At 63.9% G+C, this 22,875-nt stretch carries 21 protein-coding genes and 1 pseudogene; all 22 read right to left on the reverse strand.

Annotated elements, in window-relative coordinates; all coding sequences use genetic code 11:
- Positions 1 to 1,053: an NADH-quinone oxidoreductase subunit NuoH gene (nuoH, locus tag EAH75_RS05690; RefSeq protein ID WP_140650946.1), complete on the reverse strand. Its 1,053-nt coding sequence runs from the start codon at positions 1,051 to 1,053 to the stop codon at positions 1 to 3.
- Positions 1,054 to 1,058: 5 nt separating this feature from the next.
- On the reverse strand, positions 1,059 to 3,386 hold the full coding sequence (gene nuoG, locus EAH75_RS05695) for an NADH-quinone oxidoreductase subunit NuoG (protein WP_140650943.1): 2,328 nt from the start codon (positions 3,384 to 3,386) through the stop codon (positions 1,059 to 1,061).
- The gene (nuoF, locus tag EAH75_RS05700; protein ID WP_140804721.1) at positions 3,383 to 4,723 is read right to left on the reverse strand and encodes an NADH-quinone oxidoreductase subunit NuoF; all 1,341 of its coding nucleotides are present in this window, start codon (positions 4,721 to 4,723) and stop codon (positions 3,383 to 3,385) included. The genes nuoG and nuoF overlap by 4 nt, the downstream gene beginning before the upstream one ends.
- Positions 4,723 to 5,295, reverse strand: a complete 573-nt coding sequence (gene nuoE, locus EAH75_RS05705; RefSeq protein ID WP_140650937.1) for an NADH-quinone oxidoreductase subunit NuoE — start codon at positions 5,293 to 5,295, stop codon at positions 4,723 to 4,725. The genes nuoF and nuoE overlap by 1 nt, the downstream gene beginning before the upstream one ends.
- Positions 5,296 to 5,313: 18 nt before the next feature.
- Positions 5,314 to 6,567 (reverse strand): NADH-quinone oxidoreductase subunit D, encoded by a 1,254-nt coding sequence (locus EAH75_RS05710; RefSeq protein WP_140650934.1) that lies wholly within the window; start codon positions 6,565 to 6,567, stop codon positions 5,314 to 5,316.
- Positions 6,568 to 6,569: 2 nt separating this feature from the next.
- The gene (locus EAH75_RS05715) at positions 6,570 to 7,298 is read right to left on the reverse strand and encodes an NADH-quinone oxidoreductase subunit C (RefSeq protein ID WP_140650931.1); all 729 of its coding nucleotides are present in this window, start codon (positions 7,296 to 7,298) and stop codon (positions 6,570 to 6,572) included.
- Between the two features lie 25 nt (positions 7,299 to 7,323).
- Positions 7,324 to 7,881, reverse strand: coding sequence for a NuoB/complex I 20 kDa subunit family protein (locus EAH75_RS05720; protein WP_140650928.1), 558 nt, complete (start codon positions 7,879 to 7,881; stop codon positions 7,324 to 7,326).
- Positions 7,872 to 8,228, reverse strand: coding sequence for an NADH-quinone oxidoreductase subunit A (locus tag EAH75_RS05725; RefSeq protein WP_140650924.1), 357 nt, complete (start codon positions 8,226 to 8,228; stop codon positions 7,872 to 7,874). The genes EAH75_RS05720 and EAH75_RS05725 overlap by 10 nt, the downstream gene beginning before the upstream one ends.
- A 273-nt stretch (positions 8,229 to 8,501) precedes the next feature.
- Positions 8,502 to 8,858 (reverse strand): annotated as a pseudogene (locus tag EAH75_RS05730) (PilZ domain-containing protein); the annotation flags it as partial.
- Positions 8,859 to 8,943: 85 nt separating this feature from the next.
- Complete coding sequence (locus EAH75_RS05735) at positions 8,944 to 11,805, reverse strand: bifunctional diguanylate cyclase/phosphodiesterase (RefSeq protein ID WP_241668895.1); 2,862 nt, start codon at positions 11,803 to 11,805, stop codon at positions 8,944 to 8,946.
- 206 nt (positions 11,806 to 12,011) lie between these two features.
- On the reverse strand, positions 12,012 to 12,980 hold the full coding sequence (locus tag EAH75_RS05740; RefSeq protein WP_428993492.1) for a PIG-L deacetylase family protein: 969 nt from the start codon (positions 12,978 to 12,980) through the stop codon (positions 12,012 to 12,014).
- Positions 12,971 to 13,906 (reverse strand): DNA polymerase III subunit delta', encoded by a 936-nt coding sequence (gene holB, locus EAH75_RS05745; RefSeq protein WP_140804725.1) that lies wholly within the window; start codon positions 13,904 to 13,906, stop codon positions 12,971 to 12,973. Before holB ends, EAH75_RS05740 begins: the two co-directional genes overlap by 10 nt.
- Positions 13,903 to 14,544 carry a dTMP kinase gene (gene tmk, locus EAH75_RS05750; RefSeq protein WP_140650912.1) on the reverse strand — a complete coding sequence of 214 codons (642 nt, stop codon included), beginning with the start codon at positions 14,542 to 14,544 and terminating at the stop codon, positions 13,903 to 13,905. Before tmk ends, holB begins: the two co-directional genes overlap by 4 nt.
- Complete coding sequence (gene mltG, locus EAH75_RS05755; RefSeq protein WP_140804727.1) at positions 14,541 to 15,575, reverse strand: endolytic transglycosylase MltG; 1,035 nt, start codon at positions 15,573 to 15,575, stop codon at positions 14,541 to 14,543. Before mltG ends, tmk begins: the two co-directional genes overlap by 4 nt.
- Positions 15,572 to 16,399 carry an aminodeoxychorismate lyase gene (gene pabC, locus EAH75_RS05760; protein WP_140804729.1) on the reverse strand — a complete coding sequence of 276 codons (828 nt, stop codon included), beginning with the start codon at positions 16,397 to 16,399 and terminating at the stop codon, positions 15,572 to 15,574. Before pabC ends, mltG begins: the two co-directional genes overlap by 4 nt.
- Positions 16,399 to 17,745 (reverse strand): aminodeoxychorismate synthase component I, encoded by a 1,347-nt coding sequence (locus tag EAH75_RS05765; protein ID WP_140650901.1) that lies wholly within the window; start codon positions 17,743 to 17,745, stop codon positions 16,399 to 16,401. The genes pabC and EAH75_RS05765 overlap by 1 nt, the downstream gene beginning before the upstream one ends.
- Before the next feature lie 2 nt (positions 17,746 to 17,747).
- A complete protein-coding gene (fabF, locus tag EAH75_RS05770) occupies positions 17,748 to 18,986 on the reverse strand; it encodes a beta-ketoacyl-ACP synthase II (protein ID WP_140650897.1) in 1,239 nt (412 codons plus the stop codon).
- Between the two features lie 239 nt (positions 18,987 to 19,225).
- On the reverse strand, positions 19,226 to 19,465 hold the full coding sequence (gene acpP / locus EAH75_RS05775) for an acyl carrier protein (protein WP_007805185.1): 240 nt from the start codon (positions 19,463 to 19,465) through the stop codon (positions 19,226 to 19,228).
- Between the two features lie 197 nt (positions 19,466 to 19,662).
- Positions 19,663 to 20,406 carry a 3-oxoacyl-ACP reductase FabG gene (gene fabG, locus EAH75_RS05780; RefSeq protein ID WP_140650893.1) on the reverse strand — a complete coding sequence of 248 codons (744 nt, stop codon included), beginning with the start codon at positions 20,404 to 20,406 and terminating at the stop codon, positions 19,663 to 19,665.
- 52 nt (positions 20,407 to 20,458) lie between these two features.
- Positions 20,459 to 21,406, reverse strand: a complete 948-nt coding sequence (gene fabD / locus EAH75_RS05785) for an ACP S-malonyltransferase (protein ID WP_140650888.1) — start codon at positions 21,404 to 21,406, stop codon at positions 20,459 to 20,461.
- 139 nt (positions 21,407 to 21,545) lie between these two features.
- A complete protein-coding gene (locus EAH75_RS05790) occupies positions 21,546 to 22,520 on the reverse strand; it encodes a beta-ketoacyl-ACP synthase III (RefSeq protein WP_140650885.1) in 975 nt (324 codons plus the stop codon).
- Between the two features lie 135 nt (positions 22,521 to 22,655).
- Entirely contained in the window at positions 22,656 to 22,850 is a 195-nt protein-coding gene (gene rpmF / locus EAH75_RS05795) for a 50S ribosomal protein L32 (protein ID WP_077441856.1), read from the reverse strand.
- Positions 22,851 to 22,875: the final 25 nt, after the last annotated feature.

A 22,875-nucleotide genomic window follows, 5' to 3' on the forward strand; every position in this document is an offset into this window, starting at 1 on the left:
TCAGGCCCCCACGCCGATGCTGACCCAGCCGAAAAATTTCATGCAGCCGGCAACCATCACCCAGACGATGGCGATCGGGATAAGCACCTTCCAGCCCAGCCGCATGATCTGGTCATAGCGATAGCGCGGGAACGTGGCGCGGAACCACAGGAACAGGAAGCTCATCACGAACGCCTTGATGAACAGCCAGACCCAGCTGCCGGTCCAGATCCAGTTGATCCAGCCTGGTGCATCGGCATGGATCCAGCCCTGCAGCGGACTGAGCCAGCCACCCAGGAACAGGATCGAGGCCAGGAAGCTGACCAGGATCATGTTGGCGTATTCGGCCAGGAAGAAGATCGCGAAGGCCGAGCCCGAATATTCCACGTGAAAACCGGCGACGATTTCCGATTCACCCTCCGCCACGTCGAACGGTGCGCGGTTGGTCTCGGCCACACCGGAGATGAAATAGATCACGAACACCGGCAGCAGCGGCAGCCAGAACCAGTCGAACAAGCCCTTGCCGCCGGCCTGCGCATTGACGATGTCGGTGAGATTGAGACTGCCCGCCAGTACCAGCACGCAGACCAGGCACAGGCCCATCGCCAGCTCGTAGGAGATCACCTGCGCGGCCGAACGCATCGCACCAAGCAACGCGTAACGCGAGTTGGACGCCCAGCCGGCGATGATGATGCCGTACACACCGAGCGAGGTCATCGCCAGCAGGTAGAGAACACCGGCATTCGCGTTCGACAGCACCATCTTGCTGCTGAACGGAATCACCGCCCACGCCGCCAGCGCTGGGATCAGCGCCAGCAACGGCGCCATGAAATACAGGAAGCGGTTCGCCTTGGTCGGCAGGATCACTTCCTTGATCAGCAGCTTGACCACGTCGGCGAATGCCTGCAGCAGGCCGAACGGGCCGATCTTGCTCGGCCCCAGGCGCACGTGCATCCAGCCGATGACCTTGCGCTCCCAGTACACGAACATCGCCACCGCGATGATCAGCGGCACCGTGATGCACAGGATGAAGATGATCGGCCACACGAGCTGGTTGATAAGTTGATCAGCCATGATGCTTATGCCTTGCTCAAGGTGATGGCCGCGCCATACGGCGGCAGCGTGGCAGTGAGATCCTGGGCAGCCTCGATCCATGCCGAGCCATCGGGCACAGCCACATCGATCACCAGCGGCAGAACCACGTCGCCCAGGTGCACTTGCGCAATATCAGCGAGACCGAGCCGCCGGGCCTCAGTCGCATTCAGGCGTACCGCCGGCGCACGATTGAGCGGATGCGCATTCAGCGCGGTAGCGCGCCGCAGCACGGCATCGCCCCGATAGATCGGCCAGGTGGCGAGGCGGGTCAGGTCACTGACAGCCGCACGCGTGGCCAGACCGCTGCGCGGTGCCGCGGCGCGTTCGCTGATCCCATCGCGCAAGCCGGCAAGGTCGTCGAACTCGAAGCCGGCCAGCTGGATGGCACCGCCCAGCGCACGCAACACCTTCCAGCCAGGACGTGTCTGACCGGGTGCCTTGGCGCCGGCAGAAACGCCCTGCGCCAGACCATCAACATTGACCAGGGTGGCGTCGATCTCCGGCAGCAATCCGATTGGCAGAATCACATCGGCAACTTCGCGCAACGCGGCGCTGGCGTAGGCGCTGAATGCCACCACCTGCTCCGCACCGCGCAACGCTTCCAGCGCCGCGCTGCCATCGGCGAAATCATGCGGCGGCTCCACGCCATACAACACGTAGCTCTTGCGCGGCTGCGCCAGCATCGCCTGCGCATCCAGTCCACCATTGCCGGGCAGCACGCCAAGCCTGGCCAGGCCGACGGCATTCGCACCCACCGGCAGCTCGTTGTAGCTGGCGCCGGTGGCATCGGCGATGAAACGCGCAATCGCGCGCAGCCACGAGGCTTGCGGGTGAGTGACCGCGGCTTCGCCGAGAATCACCACTGCGCTACCCGACTTCAATGCAGCGATCGCATCGCTGTCACCCTGATCACTGTGTACGCCGTTGATCGCATCGGCCAGCGCAGCCGGCGCACTTGTCCCAGCCGCGACCGCAGCCCTGGCCAGTGCCAGCAGCGCATCGACCAGCGCCTGCGGTGCGGCAATCGATTCTCCGGCGAGGCCGTAATTGAAATCGAAGCTGGCCGGATTGACCGTGTACACCTTCGCGCCCTTCTTCACCGCCTGATGCAAACGGTGGTTGAGCAACGGCATCTCATGGCGCAGGTCGGAGCCGACCAGCAACGCGGCCTTGACCTGATCCACGTCGGCTACCGGCAGCGCGAAACTGGCGGCCGCAGCGTTGTCGGCAAAATCGAGCTGACGCAAACGATGATCGACATGTGCGCTGCCCAGACCGCGGGCCAGACGCATAAGCAGGTCGCCCTCCTCGTTCGAGCTGGCCGGATGCACCAGGATGCCCAGCTCGCTGCCCGGCGCCTTCTTCAATGCCTCACCGGCAAACTGCAGCGCATCTTCCCAGGTGGTCACCTGCCACTGGCCGTTGCGCTTCACTTCCGGCGTGCCGATGCGATCGGCCGCGTACAGGCCCTGGTGGCTGTAGCGATCACGATCGGACAGCCAGCACTCGTTGATCGTTTCGTTGTCGCGCGGCACCGTGCGCAGCACCTCACCGCGGCGCGTATGCAGCCACAGATTGGAGCCGAGCGCATCGTGATAACCGATCGACGGCTTGGCGATCAGTTCCCATGCACGGGCCTTGAACTGGAACGGCTTGTTGGTCAGTGCGCCGACCGGGCAGACATCGATGATGTTGCCGGACAGTTCGGTCTCGACCGTCTTGCCGATGTAGGTGCCGATCTGCAGGTTCTCACCACGGTTCATGCCACCCAGTTCGTGGGTGCCGGCGATCTCGCTGGTGAAACGCACGCAGCGCGTGCACTGGATGCAGCGGGTCATCTCGGTGGCGACCAGCGGGCCGATGTTCTCGTCAGCCACGGTGCGCTTGCGCTCGGTAAAGCGTGACACGCTGCGGCCATAGCCCAACGCCACATCCTGCAGTTCGCACTCGCCGCCCTGATCGCAGATCGGGCAGTCCAGTGGGTGGTTGATCAGCAAAAACTCCATCACGTCTTTCTGGAATTTCAGCGCCTTGTCCGAACGCGTCATCACCTTCATGCCCTCGGCCACCGGCGTGGCACAGGCCGGCTGCGGCTTGGGCATCAGCTTGCCGCCCATCTCCACGTCGACCAGGCACATGCGACAGTTCGCGGCGATCGGCAACTTGCGGTGGTAGCAGAAACGCGGGATCGCGACGCCGATTGCGTCAGCCGCTTCGATGATCATCGCGCCCTTGCGGATCTGCGTAGGCTTGCCGTCGACCTCGATGTTGATCAGGTCCGGCGCGGCGTTGTTGCTGGGCTGCGCACTCATGCGGCAACTCCCCGCTGATTTGAATCGGGATGGGATTCGGCCAGCTGGTCATCGACCATCGAACGGCCGTGCTGCACGAAGTATTCGAACTCGTTCCAGAAACGCGCGAGGAAACCCTGCACCGGCCACGCCGCGGCTTCGCCGAACGCGCAGATGGTGTGACCCTCGATCTGGCCGGCAATCGCCTTCAGGCGGTGCAGGTCTTCCTCGGTGCCCTTGCCCTCGACGATGCGCGACAGCACGCGATACATCCAGCCGGTGCCTTCGCGGCACGGCGTGCACTGACCGCAGGACTCGGCCATGTAGAAGCGCGAGATGCGATGGCAGACCTTGACCATGCAGGTGGTCTCGTCCATCACGATGACCGCGCCGGAGCCCAGGCCCGAGCCGGCCTTCTGCAGGCAGTCGTAGTCCATCGTGCTGTCGAGCATGATGTCAGCCGGCAGCACCTTCATCGAAGAGCCGCCCGGGATCACTGCCTTCAGCTTGTGGCCGTTGCGCACGCCACCGGCCATCTCCAGCAGGTCCTTGAACGGAGTACCCAGGCGGATCTCGAAGTTGCCCGGTTTGTTGACGTGACCGGAAACTGAGAAGATCTTCGGGCCACCGTTGTTCGGCTTGCCCAGGCTGAGGAACCAGTCCGCGCCGTTGCGCAGGATCGCCGGTACCGAAGCATAGGTTTCGGTGTTGTTGATCGTGGTCGGCTTGCCATACAGGCCGAAACCGGCCGGGAACGGCGGCTTGAAGCGCGGCTGGCCCTTCTTGCCTTCCAGCGATTCCATCAGCGCGGTTTCCTCACCGCAGATGTAGGCACCGGCGCCCAGCGCATTGTAGATGTCCACATCGATACCGCTGCCCTGCACGTTCTTGCCCAGCAGGCCAGCCGCGTAGGCTTCCTTCAGCGCCTCTTCCAGGTGCTCGAACGGCTCGTGGTGAAACTCGCCGCGCAGGTAGTTGTAGGCCACGGTGGAGCCGGTGCAATAGCACGCTATGGCCAGGCCTTCGATCACCGCATGCGGGTTGTAGCGCAGGATGTCGCGGTCCTTCGCCGTACCCGGCTCGGACTCGTCCGAGTTGCACAGGATGTATTTCTGCATGTTGCCTTTCGGCATGAACGACCACTTCAGGCCGGTCGGGAAGCCCGCGCCGCCACGACCGCGCAGACTGCTCTTCTTGATTTCCTCGATCAACGAGGCTGGATCGGGCTTCTCGGCGAGGATTTTTCTCCATGCCTTGTAGCCGTCCATTTGCACATAGCTGTCCATCGCCCACGGCTTGTCGAAATGCAGCGTGGTGTAGACGACCTGGTGTTCCAGCGGGGCGGGTCCGACGGCCATCAGTGGCTCTCCCCGGCATCATGGTCGTGCGCGACTGGACCGTCGAGGGTCAGTCCGTCGAGGATCGCATCGAGTTTCTCGGTGGTGAGATGCTCGTGATAATGCCCATTCACCGTCATCGCCGGCGCATATACGCAGGCGGCGATGCACTCCTCTTCCTGCTTCAGATAGATGCGGCCATCCGGCGTGCTTTCGCCGAGCTTGATGCCGAGCTTCTTCTCGCAGTGGCGCACCAGGCCTTCGGCGCCGTTGAGCCAGCACGAGATGTTGGTGCAGATCGCCACGTTGTTGCGCCCGACCGGCTTGGTTTCCAGCATCGAATAGAAGCTGGCCACCTCGTACGCCCATACCGAAGGCAGGTCGAGATACTTCGCCACCGCCGTGATCAGCTCGTCGGTGAGGAAACCCCGGTTCTGCTCCTGCGCGCCGAACAGCGCCTGGATCAGCGCCGAGCGCTTGCGATCAGGGGGAAACTTGGCCACCCACTCATCGATGTGATGGCGGGTATGGTCGGTGAGTACGGTGAGCGGATCGACGTGCCTGACCTGCTCGAAATGTCCGGTGGCTTTCATGGTGTTTTTGCTCCGGGCTCAGCGATCGACTTCGCCGAACACGAGGTCATAAGTACCGATCATGGCCACCACGTCGGCGAGCATGTGGCCGCGCACGATGGTGTCCATGGATGACAGGTGGGCAAAGCCCGGTGCGCGCAGATGCACGCGGAACGGCTTGTTGGCGCCGTCGGAAACCAGGTAGCAGCCGAACTCGCCCTTCGGCGCCTCGACCGCACAATAGGTCTCGCCGGCCGGCACGCAGTAGCCTTCGGTGAACAACTTGAAGTGATGGATCATGGCTTCCATGTCCTCCTTCATCTCGACCCGCGATGGTGGCGCGACCTTGAAGTTCTGCACCATCACCGGGCCGGGATTGGCCTTCAGCCACTTCACGCACTGCTGGATGATCCGGTTTGACTGGCGCATTTCTTCCACGCGCACCAGGTAACGGTCGTAGCAGTCGCCGCCAACACCGACCGGGATGTCGAAATCCATCTCGGCGTACTTAGCGTACGGCTGCTTCTTGCGCAGATCCCAGGCGATGCCCGAGCCGCGCAGCATCACACCGGTCATGCCCCACTGCTGGGCCATTTCCGGCGAGATCACGCCGATGCCGACGGTACGCTGTTTCCAGATGCGGTTGGTGGTGAGCAGATCCTCGTACTCGTCCACCTTCGACGGAAAATCGGCGGCGAACGCTTCGAGGTAATCCAGCATCGAACCTTCGCGCCAGCTGTTGATGCGCTTCAGGTCCTTGCCCTTGTGCCACGGCGACTCGCGGTACTGCGACATCTGCGCCGGCAGATCGCGGTAGACGCCGCCGGGACGGTAATAGGTCGCGTGCATGCGCGCACCCGACACTGCCTCGTAGACGTCCATCAGCTCTTCGCGCTCGCGGAACGCGTACAGGAACACTGCCATCGCACCGAGATCGAGTGCGTTCGAGCCGATCCACATCAGGTGGTTCAGAATGCGGGTGATCTCGTCGAACATGGTGCGGATGTACTGCGCGCGCTCCGGCGCCTCGATGCCCAGCAGGGTCTCGATCGCTTTCACGTAGGCGTGCTCGTTGCACATCATCGAGACGTAATCGAGCCGGTCCATGTAGCCGATCGACTGGTTGAACGGCTTGGACTCGGCCAGCTTCTCGGTGCCACGGTGCAGCAGGCCGATGTGCGGATCGGCGCGCACGATGGTCTCGCCGTCCATCTCCATGATCAGGCGCAGCACGCCGTGCGCAGCCGGATGCTGCGGGCCGAAGTTCATCGTGTAATTGCGGATTTCCTGCATGCTCAATTCTCCCGCCAGTGGTCGGCGGCCTCGGCCTTGGCCTGCATCAGGTCGGCGTCGTCGCGGATGGTGCGCGGTACCAGCACGCGCGGCTCGATCGACACCGGTTCATAGATCACACGCTTCTGCTCGGGGTCGTAGCGCACCTCGACGTTGCCGATCAGCGGAAAATCCTTGCGGAACGGATGGCCGACGAAACCGTAATCGGTGAGGATGCGGCGCAGATCGGGATGACCATCGAAGATGATTCCGTACAGATCGAACGCCTCGCGCTCGAACCAGTTCACGCCCGGCCACACCAGGGTCAGCGACGGCACCACCGGCATGCTGTCGTCGGCGCAGAACACACGCAAGCGCAGGCGACGGTTGTGCTCGATCGACAGCAGCTGGATCACCGCAGCGAACCGGCGCGGCTCATTCGCCCCACGTGGGCGTCCGGCCCAGTCGAAGCGACCCATCGCCTCACCTTCCACACCACGCGAGAACCCGGTACCGGAAATGGTCTCGGTATCCCACTCGGTCTGGCCGTAGCCGAGGTAATCGATGCCACACAGATCGATCAGCTCACTGAAGCGGAACGCCGGTTCGTCGCGCAACGCCGTAGCCACCGCGATCAGATCGGCAGCAGCCAGCTCGGCGGTGGTCTCGTTGCGCACCGTGCTGATGGTCAGCATGTCGCCGAATCGCGCGGCGAGCTGCCCGGCCAGCGAGGTCTTTTGCGTGTCAGTCATGGGCTGCGCCTTCAGAGTGTGCCGTTCAAGAGCGCGCGATGGTGCTGGTGCGGCGGATTTTCTTCTGCAACTGCAGGATGCCGTGGATCAACGCCTCGGCCGTGGGCGGACAGCCCGGCACGTAGATGTCCACCGGCACGATGCGATCGCAACCGCGCACCACCGAATAGGAGTAGTGGTAATAACCACCGCCGTTGGCGCAACTGCCCATCGAGATCACCCATTTCGGCTCGGGCATCTGGTCATAGACCTTGCGCAGCGCCGGGGCCATCTTGTTGACCAGGGTGCCGGCCACGATCATCACGTCGGACTGGCGCGGGCTGGGACGGAAGATCACGCCGTAGCGATCCAGATCCAGCCGCGCCGCGCCGGCATGCATCATCTCGACCGCGCAGCAGGCCAGACCGAACGTCATCGGCCACATCGAGCCGGTGCGCGCCCAGTTCATCAGCGCATCGACGCTGGTGGTGGCGAAACCGCGCTGCACCACCGGGTTGTCGCCGGCCGGACGCAGGATATCGTCGACAAGGTTCAAGGGCTGCGGGTTATGCATCACCTTGTCGATGCTGGTCATCACTCCCATTCGAGCGCTCCCTTTTTCCACACGTAGGCAAAACCGATGACCAGCAGCAACAGGAACAGCGCCATCTCGATCAGCGCGATCATGCCGATCTGCTGGAATACCACCGCCCACGGAAACAGGAAGGCGATTTCCAGATCGAAAATGATGAACAGGATGGCAAGCAGGTAGTAGCGCACATCGAAGCGCATGCGGGCATCTTCGAACGCCTCGAAACCGCACTCGTAGGGCGCAAGTTTTTCCGCCTCGGGACGGCGCGGGCCGGCCAGCAGGCCGACGGCCAGCAACACCAGGCCGAGGCCGGTGGCAACGCCGATGAACAACAGAACAGGCCAGTATTCGGCAAGCACGATGCAACATACCTCCGCGCCATCAGGCGCATCAGTGACCGCGGGGAATGATCCAGTAACTCACGGTCCGGCGACTTCGATTCGGCAGGCCGATATGGCCATGGGCTGCTCGCCCACGCTCGCAAGTCTGAAACCGCAAGCGCCCGATGTTTCGCGAGATGAGTTCGCGAATCGCGGCATTGTATCAGTGCATGTGGGTACAACAAGCCTTGACGGCCGATACGATGCGCAATAGCGACACCCGCCATCACCGTGACGCCACAGCGAACAGGTTCACATGGTGTGAGTGGCCCGTTCCGAGGTCAGCGTGCCGGCGAGGATGTTCTCGATCCGGCTACGGGCGGCCTCCGCGTCACCCGATTCGTTGAAATGGATGCCGATGCCGGCAGTGCGATTGCCCTGCGCGCCGACCGGGCTGATCCAGACCACCTTGCCGACCACGGACAATCGTTCGGTTTCCTCGGCCAGGGTCACCAGCAGCACCACTTCGTCACCGAGCGAGTACGTCTGCGCGGTCGCTGCAAACAGGCCGCCGTGCTTCAGGAACGGCATGTACGCGTTGTACAGGGAGGCCGCGTCCTTGATTTTCAGTGAAATGATGCCTTGACGGGCAACCGTGGGTTTCATGCGGGGCTCCTGCCGAGCGCCCGAAGCGCCCGATCGTTGACGCTGATCTTAGTTGCTGTGTCGCAACAGCACCACTCTGGCGGCATCCTCATCCGCCGTCGGGCTGTCCGGCCAGGAGGGACTGGCGTTCGTTGACGAGGGTTCCCCATGTCGAGGGGGGCACCCATCCGGCGACCCAGCCCGCCACCGCCTCGGCGGGCATCGGCCGCGAGATCGAGAAACCCTGCAATTGGTGACATCCCAGCGAGGCCAGCAGGTCGCCTTGCGCCGATGTCTCGACACCTTCGGCGATCACCGTCTTGGCCAGCATGCGTGCGGTGGTGATGACGCCCGCCGCGATCGCCATGTTACGTTCGTCGTTGAGGATGTCGCGCACGAAACTCTGATCGAGCTTGATGTGTTCGATATCCAGCTGCTGGATGTGGCTCAGCGAGGCACTGCCGGTACCGAAGTCGTCCAGCCCGACCCGGATGCCGCGCCGGCGACACTCCTCGATGACCACCTTCGCGCGGGCGTGATCCATCGACGGGCCGGTTTCGGTCACCTCGATGCCGAAGCCCACGTCCATCACGCCCGGATACATTTCCAGCGCGGCGTCGATGTCGGTGAAAAACGCCGGATGCAGCAGATGGCGGGTACTGATGTTGATCGAGACCGGAATCGATATGCCCTCCTGCATCCAGGACTGGCATCGCTTCAACGCCTCATCCAGCACATAGCGGCCGATCGGCCGTGCCAGCTGGGGATCGTCCAGCACGTGCATGAACCGCGCCGGCTCGATCAGTCCCTGTCCGGTGTCATCCAGGCGCAACAGCGCCTCCATGCCAGCCACTCCATGCAGGCCGGGCAAACCGTCGATGTACACGATCGGCTGGAACAACAGCTGCAGACGGGATTGCTGCAGTGCCTGCGCGATTCGCTCGCGCATGGCCTGCAGGCGCAGTTGCTCCAGCTCCATCGCCGGCTCATACAGAGCCCCCCGATCCTTGCCCTCCTCCTTGGCTGCATACATCGCCAGATCGGCATGCCGGATCAGACCTTCAGCATCGGACTCGTCCAGCGGAAACAAGGTCCAGCCAATGCTGGCAGACAGATATAACTGTTCGCCCATCACATGGAACGGCGCCCGCAATGCCTGCAGGATGCAGCGACTGATGACATCGAGCTGCTCCCGGCTATCGAAACCGGAGATCACCAGGGCGAACTCATCGCCGCCAAAACGAGCCAAAACGTCCTCCTCGCGCAATATGCCGAGAATCCGTGTCGAGGCTTCCAGCAACACGTGGTCGCCGCCACCGTGGCCGATCGTGTCATTGACGCTTTTGAAGCGGTCGAGGTCGAGCACGCCAACGGCCATCAAAGAGCGCTGTTCCATGGCCCGCGTCCGCGTCTTTTCCAGCAACTGGAACAGCAGGCGACGATTCGGCAGGCCGGTGACCACATCGTAGAAGGCCAGCCGTTCGACCCGCGCTTCGTGCATTTTCTGTTCGGTGATGTCGCGCTGGTGCCACAGCTGGCCTCGCGACACACCATCGATGGTGATCGGCGTGAAATCGCGCAGGAAGGTGCGGCCACCCTTGATGGAGACTTCGTCGCCCTTGACTGTTTCGTTTCTGGCCAGAATGTCCTGCACCCGCTGCCACTCGCGTTCCGGATCCTCGAGTGCTTTTTTCAAGCGTTCGTAAATCGCCGACGAGGCCAGATTCTCCAGTTCGGAGGGTGCCTCGGGTAGCCCGTACAGCGTGCAGAAAGCCTCGTTGACGAACTTCACCCGGTTGTCTTCGGACATCACCAGGATGCCGGAGTACTGGTTCGACAGAACCGTGCGGAAATGCTGCAGGTTGAACCGCAGATTCTGCTCGGCGGCAACACGTGCGGCTTGTGCCCGCTGCATCTGGATACCCAGCCCCAACTCGACCGCCATTTCCGAAAAGACCTGAACCTCGCTCAGCGCGAAGGCCTCGGCATCGGGTGCCGCCATGACAAAGACACCCACCATGGCTCCTTCGACCAACAAAGGAAGAGCCAACAAGGCACGTGGGTGCGGCAGATCGCCGGCAAGCGGCCAGTCGGGGTGACCGGGTGACGGTGGATGTCTGACCTGGGGTTGGCCGGTCAGCATGGCGATGACGGCTGGATTGTGGCGATGCGCGGCATCGCCCAGGCTGAGCCTGGGGCTGGTTTCGAATCCGTCGGCAAGGCCATCGTGTGCGCACAAGCGCAGTGTCTGCCCGTCGCAGCCGTCCAGCAGCGCGAGCCAGGTCACCAGATAGCCACCCATTCGCCGCGCCACACGGCAGGCATCGGCCAACAACGTCTGCTCATCGGGGCTGTGCGTGACGACCTTGACCATCTCGCTGAGCAGACGCAGTGCACGTCGCTGGCAAGCTTCCTCGCGCACCGATTGCAGCAGAAGCATGCGCTGCTCGTGCGCTTCCAGTCCCAGCCCGATGCTTGCCGCGGCCTGTTGCAGCAACTCGATCATCCGGGGAGAAAAGAAACTGATGTGCGATGACCGTACAACCAGCCCTGCTCGCACTTCGCCAAACTTCATCACTGGCACCGCAACGGCGGAAGCTATGCCATGGCGCACATAGGCCTGGTGGAACATCTCGAAACCCGGCGCATGGCGGATATCACTTTCCAGCTGCGGCGTGCCCTCCCAGAACGGCAGGCGCGCGACTGAAAACGGCAGCCGGTCCGGAAAGATATCCTCCATGCCTGCGGCGACACGGGCCGGAGCAATTCGGCGAAACCATCCGGTGGTGTGATCCACCTCGCCGATCATCACCCTCAACGCCCCGATGCGGCGCTCAAGAACCTCGATCACCGCTTCGTAGAGAGCGGGCGGGTCGAGCGAGCGAACCAGCAATTGGCCGATGTCGAAAAGTGCGGCGTAGAAATGCTCGCTGGACGCCGGCGCCGGCGCCGGCGCCGCATTGACATCCAACGAGTTCAGATCCGGATTTTGCATTCAGTTGACCAACCGGTGTCGGCAGCTTGCTTCGATAACACGAGACTGGATCGGCAACCGGCTTCGATGGTGTTACACGGATGGCATAACCCCGCGGCCGCGACCACATCATCTTTCCCCCAGTCAGAAGCTAGCCCTGTCAACCGATCTATGCAAGAGCAGCAGCATCGGCGAAACCCGGTTCAGAGTTCGCACCAGCCCCAGTGATCGAATATCCACAGCGAAGGCAGATTCGACGCCAGTCTGGCAAACCGCGGGCCCGCCGCCACAGCCGGCAAAGACAGCTGGTAGGCGCCCTGGCTGTCGCGTTGAAGCGGGGCGTCCCGCCAGCGCCAGCTCTGCGTTCCTGTCGAGCTGACCACACTCAGTCGCAGCCATGGCCACAACCATGCGGGCGGTTGCCATGGCAGGGGCGATGGCGACCCAGCCGGTGTGACTGCCACGTCGACATAACGCTCGGGTCTTTCCGCCAGGCGACGCATGCGGGGGCCGCTCAAGGCCATCTGGCTGCGGTGTGCCGCTAGTGCCGCGCGCTTGTTCGTCGCCTGCGCGGCGGTGCCCGCGATCTCGATGACCCCGCTGTCCGGCGCATGCCCGTGCACCAGATAAGCCAGTTGGTGCGGCGGATCCAGCTGTTCGGCCAGAGCCAGCCGCACAAGTACGTGCGCCGAGCCATGGTCGGGGTGACGATCCCCCAACGCAGGCATCGCGATCAGGCTGGGGCGAAACTGAGCGACCGCCGCGGCCAGCTCGGCCACTGCCGTATCACTCGACTGCAACAGGCCATCGGTGACGCCCATGTCCGGCCAGCCCAGAGACTGCAGGGCTTGTGTCGGCACCCCGAGGCATTGCAGCGCCTGCAGCATTTCCGCGTGCCGGCGACGACCCCAGCGCTGCCGATCGGCGGTCTTGATCCACGCGCGTCGCTCCAGCCAGCGTTGGGGCCATGGATTGTTGTCGCCGGCTGTCAGCAGCAGGACTCGTACCTCCCCGCCGACCGCCCGAACCTGCTGGATCAGCATGCCCGTAGCGATGGTTTCGTCGTCTGGATGCGGCGCCACGACCATCAGACGGGTCTGCGCGGAAAGCCCCGGCAATTCGCCTGGCGGCGCTGTCGACAGCAGGCTCGCGGCGTTCCCGTTCAACGCCACTGCGCCAATAGTTCCAGCAGCAGCAGGTCTCCGCGCAACGGTCCACGCAGACTCTCACGAGTGCGATTGACCGCGCTGTACCAATGTCCGAGCCCCTCGACATCCATCGCACTGGCCAGCGGCCCGGTGCTTTCCCCCGAGCGCGCCTTGACCTCGTCGGCAACGGCCTGGGCGGCAAACCACAGCCGCTGTGCCGGTTCGTTGTCCAGCCAGCGCTTGACCACGTCCACCGGCTGACCTCGGCCCGCCGCCAACGCGGCCAGATCCTTGCGTACCTCCAGCCGCCGGTCGAGCGCCCCTTCCAGCGCCCACGCGCGAGCCAGCCCGGGATTGCCGCCGGCGGCAGTGAGCGCGGCTGCCGCATCGCGCACGCCTTCGGCCTGCAGCCACGCGAGTGCGTCGACGGCAGCGGGCAAATGAAACTCGATTCGCTGGCAGCGGCTGCGGATGGTCTGCGGCAGGCGCCAGGGTGCATCGGCCAGCAGGAGCAGCATGGTCTGTGCAGACGGCTCTTCCAGCGTTTTCAGCAAGGCGTTGGCGGCGGCCGGATTCATCGCGTCGGCCGGATCGATGGTGGCCACCTGCCAACCGCCAAACTGGCTGCTCATGGCCAGTCGTGCCGACAGCTCGCGAATCTGATCGACCACGATCTCGCTGCGCTGCACGCCATCCTTGCGCAAGCCGAAGCTCAGCGAAATCACGTCGGGATGTGTGCCTGCGGCAACCAGCAGGCAACTGCGGCAATGGCCACAGGGATCGCCCCCTGCAGGGGCCTTGCACAACAGTCCCTGCATGAAGCGCTCGGCAAATGCGCGTTTGCCCAGACCTGCTGCCCCGCACAGCAACAAGGCGTGTGGCAGCGCATCGCGCTGGCGACGTGCCTGCAGCCGCGCCCAGTGTTCGGCATGCCAGGGCAACTGGTTCATGGTTTCGATTTCCCGATCAACGCGCCCAGCGCCAGTGTGGCCGCCTGCAGCACCGCGGTCGGCGACTGGCTGGCATCGATGACCCGGAAGCGGTCCGGCTCCGTCGCGGCGCGTTCGCGATACGCCACACGCACACGCTCGAAGAATGCATCGGCTTCGACCTCGATCCGGTCGGCGTCGCTGCGGCCTGCTGCGCGAGCGCGTCCGATCGCTACCGGCAGATCAAGCAGCAACGTCAGGTCGGGCGTCACACCGGCACACGCCCAGCGTTCCAGTTCGGCTATGCGCGATACCGGCTGACCGCGGCCACCGCCCTGATAGGCGTAGCTGGCATCGGCATAACGATCGCACAGCACCCATTGCCCGGCGCGCAGTGCCGGCTCGATCACCTCACGCACCAGTTGCGCACGCGAGGCGAACATCAGCAGCAATTCCGTCTCGGCCGCCAGCCCACGCTGGCCCGGATCGAGCACGATGGCACGCACGGCTTCACCGACACTGGTGCCGCCAGGTTCGCGCGTCTGCACCAGTGCGATGCCGCGCTGCTCGATGCACTCGCGCAGGCCGGCCAGCAAGGTGCTCTTGCCGGCACCTTCGCCACCTTCGAGGCTGATGAACTTTCCGCGGGCCGCACTCATTGGCAATGTTTCCGCTGATAGCAGTCGACGTTGCGATTGTGTTCCTCCAGCGTGCCGGCAAATACATGGCCGCCATCGCCACGGGCCACGAAATACAGAGCGTTGCCAGCAGCCGGATGCAGCGCTGCTTCCAGCGCCGGCTTGCCCGGCAACGCGATCGGCGTCGGCGGCAGACCGGCACGGGTATAGGTGTTGTACGGCGTGTCTGTGGTCAGGTCGCTCTTGCGGATATTGCCCGCGTAGTTCGCGCCCATGCCGTAGATCACGCTGGGATCGGTCTGCAGCAGCATGTGGTTCTGCAAGCGCCGCACGAACACGCCGGCGATCTGTGCGCGTTCATCGGGTCGGCCGGTTTCCTTTTCCACGATTGAGGCGAGGATCAACGCATCGTATGGCGTGCCCAGCGGCAGGTCCGCGGCGCGCGTCGACCACAGCGCAGCAAGCGTCTTGACCATCGCGCCATGGGCACGCTTGAGGATGTCCAGGTCACTGTCGCCTTTCACATAGGCGTAGGTCTCCGGCAGAAAACGCCCTTCCGGCACTTCCCCGGCAACGCCAAGCTTCTGCATGATCGTGGCATCGTCGAGTCCGGCGCTGTCGTGGTTCAACTTCTCCGCCCGGGCCAATGCCTGGCGCAACTCGCCAAACGTCCAGCCGTCGACGATGGTGAAATTGCGTTGCAGCACCTTGCCAACGGCCATGTTGGCGAGCAGCTGGCGCGGCGTGATGCCGACACCCAGGGCGTACTCTCCGGCGTGCAGCTTGCCGGCCACGCGCATCTGCTCGGCCAGCAGCCGCCAGTACAACGGGTTTGCGTTACTCAGGTTGCGCTGGCGCAGTTCGCCGACGATGTTTCTGAAGCTGCTGCCGCGACCGACGTCGATGCTGTCGCCCTGCGCCGTCACATTCAGCGGTGCGCTGCTGAAACGGTTGAAATCATTCCAGCCATAGGCCAGCGCACCGACCAGCGCCAATAGCACGATCAGCAGCACACGTGGCCATGCGCGCCCGCGCATCGGTTTGTCGCTCATCCGCCCTGCTCCATCGTGAATCCCAGATTGCGCCAATGCTGCTGCAGCTGGCGGGTGATTTCGCCCACTGGATAATCCCGTTCGCCCAGTGAACGTACCGGCAGGATGCCGCGCACGCTCGAACTGAGAAAGACCTCGCTGGCACCCAGCAGGGCATCCAGCGTCAGCTCGTCGACCTGTATTTGTGTATACGTCGCCAGCACTTCGGCGCGGGCTACCCCGGCCACACCGCAACGATCCAGTGCCGGCGTCAGCAACTCGCCATCGACGACGGCAAACAGGTTGGCCATGGTCGCTGAAATCACCCGATCGTGGCTATCGCACAGCACGCCTTCGGCGATCACCGGATCGCTCCACTCGGCGCGCGCCAGCACCTGTTCCAGCCGGTTCAGGTGTTTCATGCCGGCCAGCAGTGGCTGCTCTGCCAAGCGAATATCGCATACGCGCATGCGCGCGCCCTGTGCGTAAATTTGACGCGGTGTCTGCGGCGGCGCGAACGCAACCACCACGCGCGTCGGTCGCGGCGCCACGGGCAGTGCGTAACCGCGCTCGCCAATGCCGCGGGTCAGCGTAATGCGTACCACAGAGTGCGGCATGTCGCGCGTGACTTCCTGCGCCTCACGCCACAGCTGTGTCGTATCCGGCGCAGGCATCCGCAAGCGTTCACAGCTTGCCGCGAGCCGATGCATGTGGCGCGACCACAGCGGCGCCACGGTGCCGACCAGGCGAATGCTTTCGAACAGGCCATCGCCATACGCGAGGCCGCGATCCATTGCCGACACCTGCTCAGCCGCCACGCCATTGACCAGCATGCGCGCGGTCATCAGTCCGGCACTCCCAGCGCACGCAGCAAACCACGGGCCTTGGCGCGGGTTTCATCCAGCTCGCTCTCGGCCACCGAATCGGCCACGATGCCTGCGCCAGCACGCAGGCCGACTTCATTGCCGGTCAGCGTCAGGGTGCGGATCAGGATGTTCAAGTCGAGCTCACCGTTGCGATCGAGATAACCCAGCGCGCCGGTATAGGCGCCACGTGGCGCATCCTCCAGTGCGGCAATGATTTCCATGCAGCGCACCTTGGGACAACCGGTGATGGTGCCACCTGGGAAGGTGGCGGCGATCACCTCACCGGGCGTCACGTCGGCACGCAGGCGGCCCCGTACATTGGAGACAATGTGGTGAACGTGGGCGTAACTCTCCACCACCATCAACTCGTCGACCTCGACCGTGCCTGGGACGCAGACACGCCCCAGGTCGTTGCGCTCCAGGTCGATCAGCATCACGTGTTCGGCGCGTTCCTTCGGATGTGCGCTCAGTTCGCGGATGCGTGCCAGCTCGTCGTCGCCAGGCAGCCGCGGCCGGGTGCCGGCGATCGGCCGGGTCTGCGCCACGCCGCGGCGCACCTCCACCAGCCGCTCCGGTGATGAGCTCACCACGGCCCATCCCGGCTGCTGCAACAGACCGGCGAACGGCGCCGGATTGGCTTGGCGCAACACCGCATACAGCGATGCCGGTGTGGGTGGTTGCGCGTAACGCGCGCGCCATGCCCGCGACAGGTTCACCTGAAAAATGTCGCCGGCGTACAAGTGATCGTGTATGCGCGCCACGCCGTCAAGAAAGCGTTGCGGCACGTCCTCATCCCAGGCAACGAGCGCCGGCAAAGACGGGATCAGCGGTGCGGCAGAGAGATCGGACTCCAGTGTATCGAGCAAATCTTCATGACCAGCTTCGGCAAGCAGGATCGTGCAGTCCCGCGCGTGATCGACGATCACCGCCGCCGGGCAGCGCACGGCAAGTGCCATCGGCAACGCCGATGGCGGCCGCAACTTCAGCCTTGGCTCGATTTCGCCGGCCAGTTCGTACGCCAGCAGCAGAACCCAGCCGCCATGAAATGGCAGCTCATCGTCGTCCGGCGACGATTGTTCGGCTTGCCAGACCGCGTCCAGCGCATCGAGGAAACGCCCTGCACGTGCGTTGCCCGCACCATCGCAAAGCCGACCGTCCGCATGCAGCGTGAGCCGGTCACCCGGAAACGCGAACAGGATGTCGTAACGCGATTGCGCAGTGCCGCGCACCACGCTTTCCAGCAGGCATGGATAGCGCGGCGGAAACGAAGCGGCCGGCGCGAGCAAGTCGCGCCGGCCGGCCAGAATACGACGATGGCAGGTCACGCTCAGACGCGGCGGAATGCCAGCGTGCCGTTGGTACCGCCAAAGCCGAACGAGTTGGAGATCGCCACGTCGAACGTCGCTTCGCGTGCGGTATGCGGCACGAAGTCCAGATCGCAGCCTTCGCTCGGCTCGTCCAGATTGATGGTCGGTGGCAGCACCTGATCGCGCAGCGCGAGGATGGTGAAAATGGCCTCGACGCCACCGGCCGCACCCAGCAGGTGTCCCGTAGTCGACTTGGTCGAGCTCATCGCCAGCTTGTAGGCGTGGTCGCCGAACACCTTCTTCGCCGCCATCACTTCGCCCAGATCGCCCAGCGGCGTGGAGGTGCCGTGCGCATTGACGTACTGCACTTCGGCAGGATTGAGGCCGGCATCGTTCAGCGCAGTCTGCATGCAACGCGCCGCGCCTTCGCCGCCCTCGCTCGGTGCGGTCATGTGGAACGCGTCGCCGCTCATGCCGAACCCGACCAGTTCGGCATAGATCCGGGCGCCACGGGCCTTGGCGTGTTCGTACTCTTCCAGCATCAGCACGCCGGCGCCATCGGACAGCACGAAACCGTCGCGGTCCTTGTCCCATGGGCGGCTGGCCTTGGTCGGCTCGTCGTTGCGGGTAGACATCGCCTTGGCCGAACAGAAGCCGGCCATCGCAGTGCCGGTGGTGGCGAATTCGGTACCACCGGCGATCATCGCATCGGCATCGCCGTACTGGATCATGCGCGCGGCCAGGCCGATGTTGTGGGTGGCCGTGGTGCAGGCCGTAACGCAGGCGATGTTCGGCCCCTTCAGACCGAACATGATCGAGAGCTGGCCCGAGACCATGTTGATGATCGAGCTGGGCACGTAGAACGGCGAGACCCGGCGCGGGCCCTTGGCGGCCAGTTCGAGTGTGGTGGCTTCGATCGTGTACAGGCCACCGATGCCGGCGCCTACCGCCACGCCGATGCGCGGGGCATTCGCTTCTGTCACTTCGAGCCCGGAGTCCCGCAGCGCCTGGGTACCCGCCGCCACACCGTAGTGGATGAACGGGTCCATCTTCTTGACGTCCTTGACCGGCATCCACTGTGCCGGATCGAAACCGCTGACCTGGCCAGCGATGCGCGTGGAATAAGCGGAAGTATCGAAATGGGTGACCGGGCCGATCCCGCTGACGCCCTTGAGGACGCGCTCCCAGGCGGTGGCGATGTCGTTGCCGACCGGCGAGATGATACCCATGCCGGTCACTACTACTCGACGCTTGCTCATGCTGTCTTCCTTCGTGATTCCGTCAAACCACCGTCGGCGGATACTTCGCGATACTGATCGTAGATACGTCCCCCATCGCGGCAGCGCACCATACGGAGTCGGACGTTACAAAATGCAGAAACGAAAACTGCGCCGGGAAGGCGCAGCGTTCGGTATCACCCCATGGACGGACTGGTCAACGGAATGCGTGCCAGTCCGATGTGCGGCGATCAATTCCGGATCAATCTATACCGTACCGATCAATCCTTGGAGTGGGCCTTGATGTAATCAACGGCCTGCTGCACGGTGGTGATCTTCTCGGCATCTTCATCCGGAATCTCTGTCTCGAACTCTTCCTCGAGCGCCATCACCAGTTCCACCGTGTCCAGCGAATCTGCGCCCAGATCGTCCACGAACGAAGCGTTCGCCGTGACTTCATCCTCTTTCACGCCCAACTGCTCGATGACGATTTTCTTTACGCGCTCTTCGATGGTGCTCATGTTGCCCATACCTCTCAAGGAGTAATTAGTTTGTCTGTGCCGGCGTAATGCCTGCAAAAGGCCGGCGCATTGTAGTGGTTAAACCGCGAGGCCGCCACGATCCGCCGGTGATACCAGGACGCAGTCCCTGTGGGCCGGCGCGAAAGCGCAATTGTCGCCTAAAACGAGCCCGCTGGCGACAGCTGCCGCTGCACGGCCTACGGCATGTACATGCCGCCATTGACGTGGAGGGTTTCGCCGGTAATGTACACCGCCGCCGGCGAGGCCAGGAAACCCACCGCCTTGGCGATGTCTGACACCTCGCCAAGCCGCCCCAGCGCGATCTGACCGAGCAACGCCTGCTTCGACTCTTCCGGCAGCGAACGGGTCATGTCGGTGTCGATGAAGCCCGGCGCCACCACGTTGACGGTGATGCCGCGGCTGCCGATCTCGCGTGCCAGCGACTTGGAGAACGCGATGACGCCGGCCTTGGCGGCCGCGTAATTGGCTTGACCCGGGTTGCCGGTGAGGCCGATCACCGAGGCGATCGAGATGATGCGGCCCTTGCGCGCCTTCATCATGCCGCGCATCACTGCCTTGGAGGTGCGGTAGACCGAGCTGAGATTGGTGTCGAGGATGATGTTCCAGTCCTCCTCCCGCATCCGCATCAGCAACTGGTCGCGGGTGATGCCGGCGTTATTGACCAGGATCGAGATCGCGCCAAATTCCTTGCTGATGCCGTCGATCAAAGCATCAACCGCAGCCGTGTCGGTGACATCCAGTACACGGCCATGGCCGCCATGCCCGGCCAGCCGCTCGCCGATCGCCGCCGCGCCGCTCTCGCTGGTCGCCGTGCCGATCACGATGGCACCCATCGTCGCCAGCTCGTCGGCAATCGCCGCGCCGATGCCGCGGCTGGCACCGGTGACCAGCGCAATTTCACCTTGCAGTGTGTGGCTCATTTGTAGAGGTTCCTGACTATCAATAAAGGAGATCGTGCGAGCCGCGTACGGATCACGCCCACTCGTGGCGAGCGGCTTCCATATCACCGGGGGCGCCGATCGCGCGCGCCTCGATCGTCTTGTCGATGCGCTTGATCAAGCCGCTCAAGACCTTGCCTGGACCGCATTCGGCAATACGTGCAGCGCCGCCAGCGGCCAATGCCTGCACGCATTCGGTCCAGCGCACCGGCAGATACAGCTGGCGCTGCAGTGCACCTCGGATATCGTCAATGGTGCCGTAACTGCGGGCTTCGGCGTTCTGCACCACCGGGATCGACGGCAACTGCCAGTCGATCGACGCCATTCGCTCGCCCAGGCGGTCGGCCGCCTCGCGCATCAGGGCACAGTGCGACGGCACCGAGACAGCCAGCTTGATTGCTTTCTTCACGCCCAGTTCGGCGAGCGCAGCCAGCGCGCGATCCACGGCCTCAGCGTTGCCGGCTATCACCAACTGGCCGGGCGAGTTGAAGTTGGCCGGTGACACCACCTGCCCTTGTGCCACCTGCTCGCACACGGTGGCTATCTGTGCATCGTCGCCACCGAGAATCGCCGCCATCGCGCCGACCCCGGGCGGTACCGCCGCCTGCATCAGGCGACCACGCTCGGCCACCAGTGCCGCCGCCTCATGCAACGACAGCGCACCGGCGCAGACCAGTGCGCTGTATTCACCCAGGCTGTGGCCGGACAACTGTGCCGGCTGCGCGCCACCCAACTTCTGCCACACCCGCCACACTGCCACGCTCGCCGCCAGTAGTGCCGGCTGGGTGTTTTCGGTGCGGTTAAGCTGATCCTCCGGCCCCCGTGCGCTCAGGCTCCACAGATCGATACCGGCACCTTGCGAAGCTTCCTCGAACGTCGTCTGCACTTCGGCATGCGCGGCGGCCAGCTCGGTCAGCATGCCGACCGACTGCGAACCCTGACCAGGGAAAACGAAAGCAAGCGAAGCAGAAGTTGAACTCATGGATGCGCAGATCCCGTCGACGAAAACTGCCATGGTGCCAGCATCGGTGCCCATACGCAGCTGTATTTGCGTTTCCGGTCCCGAAAACGCTATGCCGCCCGGGAGGGCGGCATAGCGGAGAAACGTGAGGTGCGCAGGCTCAGTAACGCAGCAGCGCCGACGCCCAGGTGAAACCACCGCCAAACGCCTCCAGCAGCAGGTTCTGGCCACGCTGCACCTTGCCCGAGCGCACCGCATAGTCCAGCGCCAGCGGCACCGAGCCGGACGAGGTATTGGCATGCTTGTCGACCGTCACGATGACCCGCTCCATCGACATGTTCAGGCGCTTGGCCGTGGCCTCGATAATGCGCAGGTTGGCCTGGTGCGGAATCAGCCAGTCGATCTGCGACTCGACCATGCCGGCGGCATCCAGGGTCTCGCCAACCAGCGCGTCGAGCGTCTTCACCGCCACCTTGAACACCTCGCGGCCGGCCATGTTGATGCGAACACCGTGATTGGGCTCGTCCTTGAAGCCGACGGAAACACCGACCGGGTTGTACAGCAGATGCTTGTAGCCGCCATCGGCGTGCAGGCAGGTGGCGTAGATGCCGGGCTCGCTGGAGGCCTCCAGCACGACGGCACCGGCGCCATCGCCGAACAGCACGCAGCTCTCGCGCTCGGTCCAGTCGACCATCCGGGTCAGCGTCTCGGCGCCGATCACCAGCACCTTCTTCGACTGCCCGCTCCTGATGAACTTGTCGGCGATGCCCAGCGCATAGACGAAGCCCGAACACGCCGCATTGACGTCGAACGCGGCACAGCCGTTCGCGCCGAGGCGGTGCTGCACCAGGCAGGCCGTCGACGGGAAGATGATGTCCGGCGTGGTCGTGCCGAGAATGATCAGATCGAGTTCGGACGCCTTGACGCCCGCCGCTTCCAGCGCACGCTGCGCGGCAAGAAATGCCAGATCGCCGGTGGTCTCGCCGTCGGCGGCGATATGGCGCTGGCGGATGCCGGTGCGGGTACGGATCCACTCGTCACTGGTGTCGACGATCTTTTCCAGATCGGCATTGGTTACCACGCGCTCGGGCAGCGCGCTGCCGGTGGCGATGATGCGGGCGTAGATCTGGGCCATTCAACTATCCATCAGCGAAAACAGTGGATCGAACACCGGACATTACGTTCCGGTGTCCCTGAACGCGAAACGGCGCGTCGCCGCGCCGTTTCGCATGATCACATTCCGGAATCCGTCGGGATCCGCGAAACCGGATCAATCCTCGACCGACACCGCACCCTTGGTTTCGATCACTTTCTTGCCGCGGTAGTAGCCGTCCTTGGTGACGTGATGGCGCAGATGCACTTCGCCACTGGTCGGATCGGTGGACAGCTGCACGGTCTTCAGTGCGTCGTGCGAACGACGCATGCCGCGGGTGGACGGGGTACGGCGGCTCTTGGCAACTGCCATGGTAATTCTCCAACGGAAACTTGAT

The sequence above is a fragment of the Rhodanobacter glycinis genome (genome assembly GCF_006438785.1).
Classification (GTDB): domain Bacteria; phylum Pseudomonadota; class Gammaproteobacteria; order Xanthomonadales; family Rhodanobacteraceae; genus Rhodanobacter; species Rhodanobacter glycinis_A.

Coding starts and splice junctions, on each gene's coding strand:
- nuoE (WP_140650937.1), bottom strand. CDS start 5,295: ATGAAAGCCACCGGACATTTCGAGCAGGTCAGGCACGTCGATCCGCTC.
- nuoH (WP_140650946.1), bottom strand. CDS start 1,053: ATGGCTGATCAACTTATCAACCAGCTCGTGTGGCCGATCATCTTCATC.
- EAH75_RS05715 (WP_140650931.1), bottom strand. CDS start 7,298: ATGACTGACACGCAAAAGACCTCGCTGGCCGGGCAGCTCGCCGCGCGA.
- mltG (WP_140804727.1), bottom strand. CDS start 15,575: ATGAGCGACAAACCGATGCGCGGGCGCGCATGGCCACGTGTGCTGCTG.
- fabD (WP_140650888.1), bottom strand. CDS start 21,406: ATGAGTTCAACTTCTGCTTCGCTTGCTTTCGTTTTCCCTGGTCAGGGT.
- fabG (WP_140650893.1), bottom strand. CDS start 20,406: ATGAGCCACACACTGCAAGGTGAAATTGCGCTGGTCACCGGTGCCAGC.
- acpP (WP_007805185.1), bottom strand. CDS start 19,465: ATGAGCACCATCGAAGAGCGCGTAAAGAAAATCGTCATCGAGCAGTTG.
- tmk (WP_140650912.1), bottom strand. CDS start 14,544: ATGAGTGCGGCCCGCGGAAAGTTCATCAGCCTCGAAGGTGGCGAAGGT.
- nuoF (WP_140804721.1), bottom strand. CDS start 4,723: ATGGCCGTCGGACCCGCCCCGCTGGAACACCAGGTCGTCTACACCACG.
- EAH75_RS05710 (WP_140650934.1), bottom strand. CDS start 6,567: ATGCAGGAAATCCGCAATTACACGATGAACTTCGGCCCGCAGCATCCG.
- holB (WP_140804725.1), bottom strand. CDS start 13,906: ATGAACCAGTTGCCCTGGCATGCCGAACACTGGGCGCGGCTGCAGGCA.
- rpmF (WP_077441856.1), bottom strand. CDS start 22,850: ATGGCAGTTGCCAAGAGCCGCCGTACCCCGTCCACCCGCGGCATGCGT.
- EAH75_RS05720 (WP_140650928.1), bottom strand. CDS start 7,881: ATGGGAGTGATGACCAGCATCGACAAGGTGATGCATAACCCGCAGCCC.
- nuoG (WP_140650943.1), bottom strand. CDS start 3,386: ATGAGTGCGCAGCCCAGCAACAACGCCGCGCCGGACCTGATCAACATC.
- fabF (WP_140650897.1), bottom strand. CDS start 18,986: ATGAGCAAGCGTCGAGTAGTAGTGACCGGCATGGGTATCATCTCGCCG.
- EAH75_RS05790 (WP_140650885.1), bottom strand. CDS start 22,520: ATGGCCCAGATCTACGCCCGCATCATCGCCACCGGCAGCGCGCTGCCC.
- pabC (WP_140804729.1), bottom strand. CDS start 16,399: ATGACCGCGCGCATGCTGGTCAATGGCGTGGCGGCTGAGCAGGTGTCG.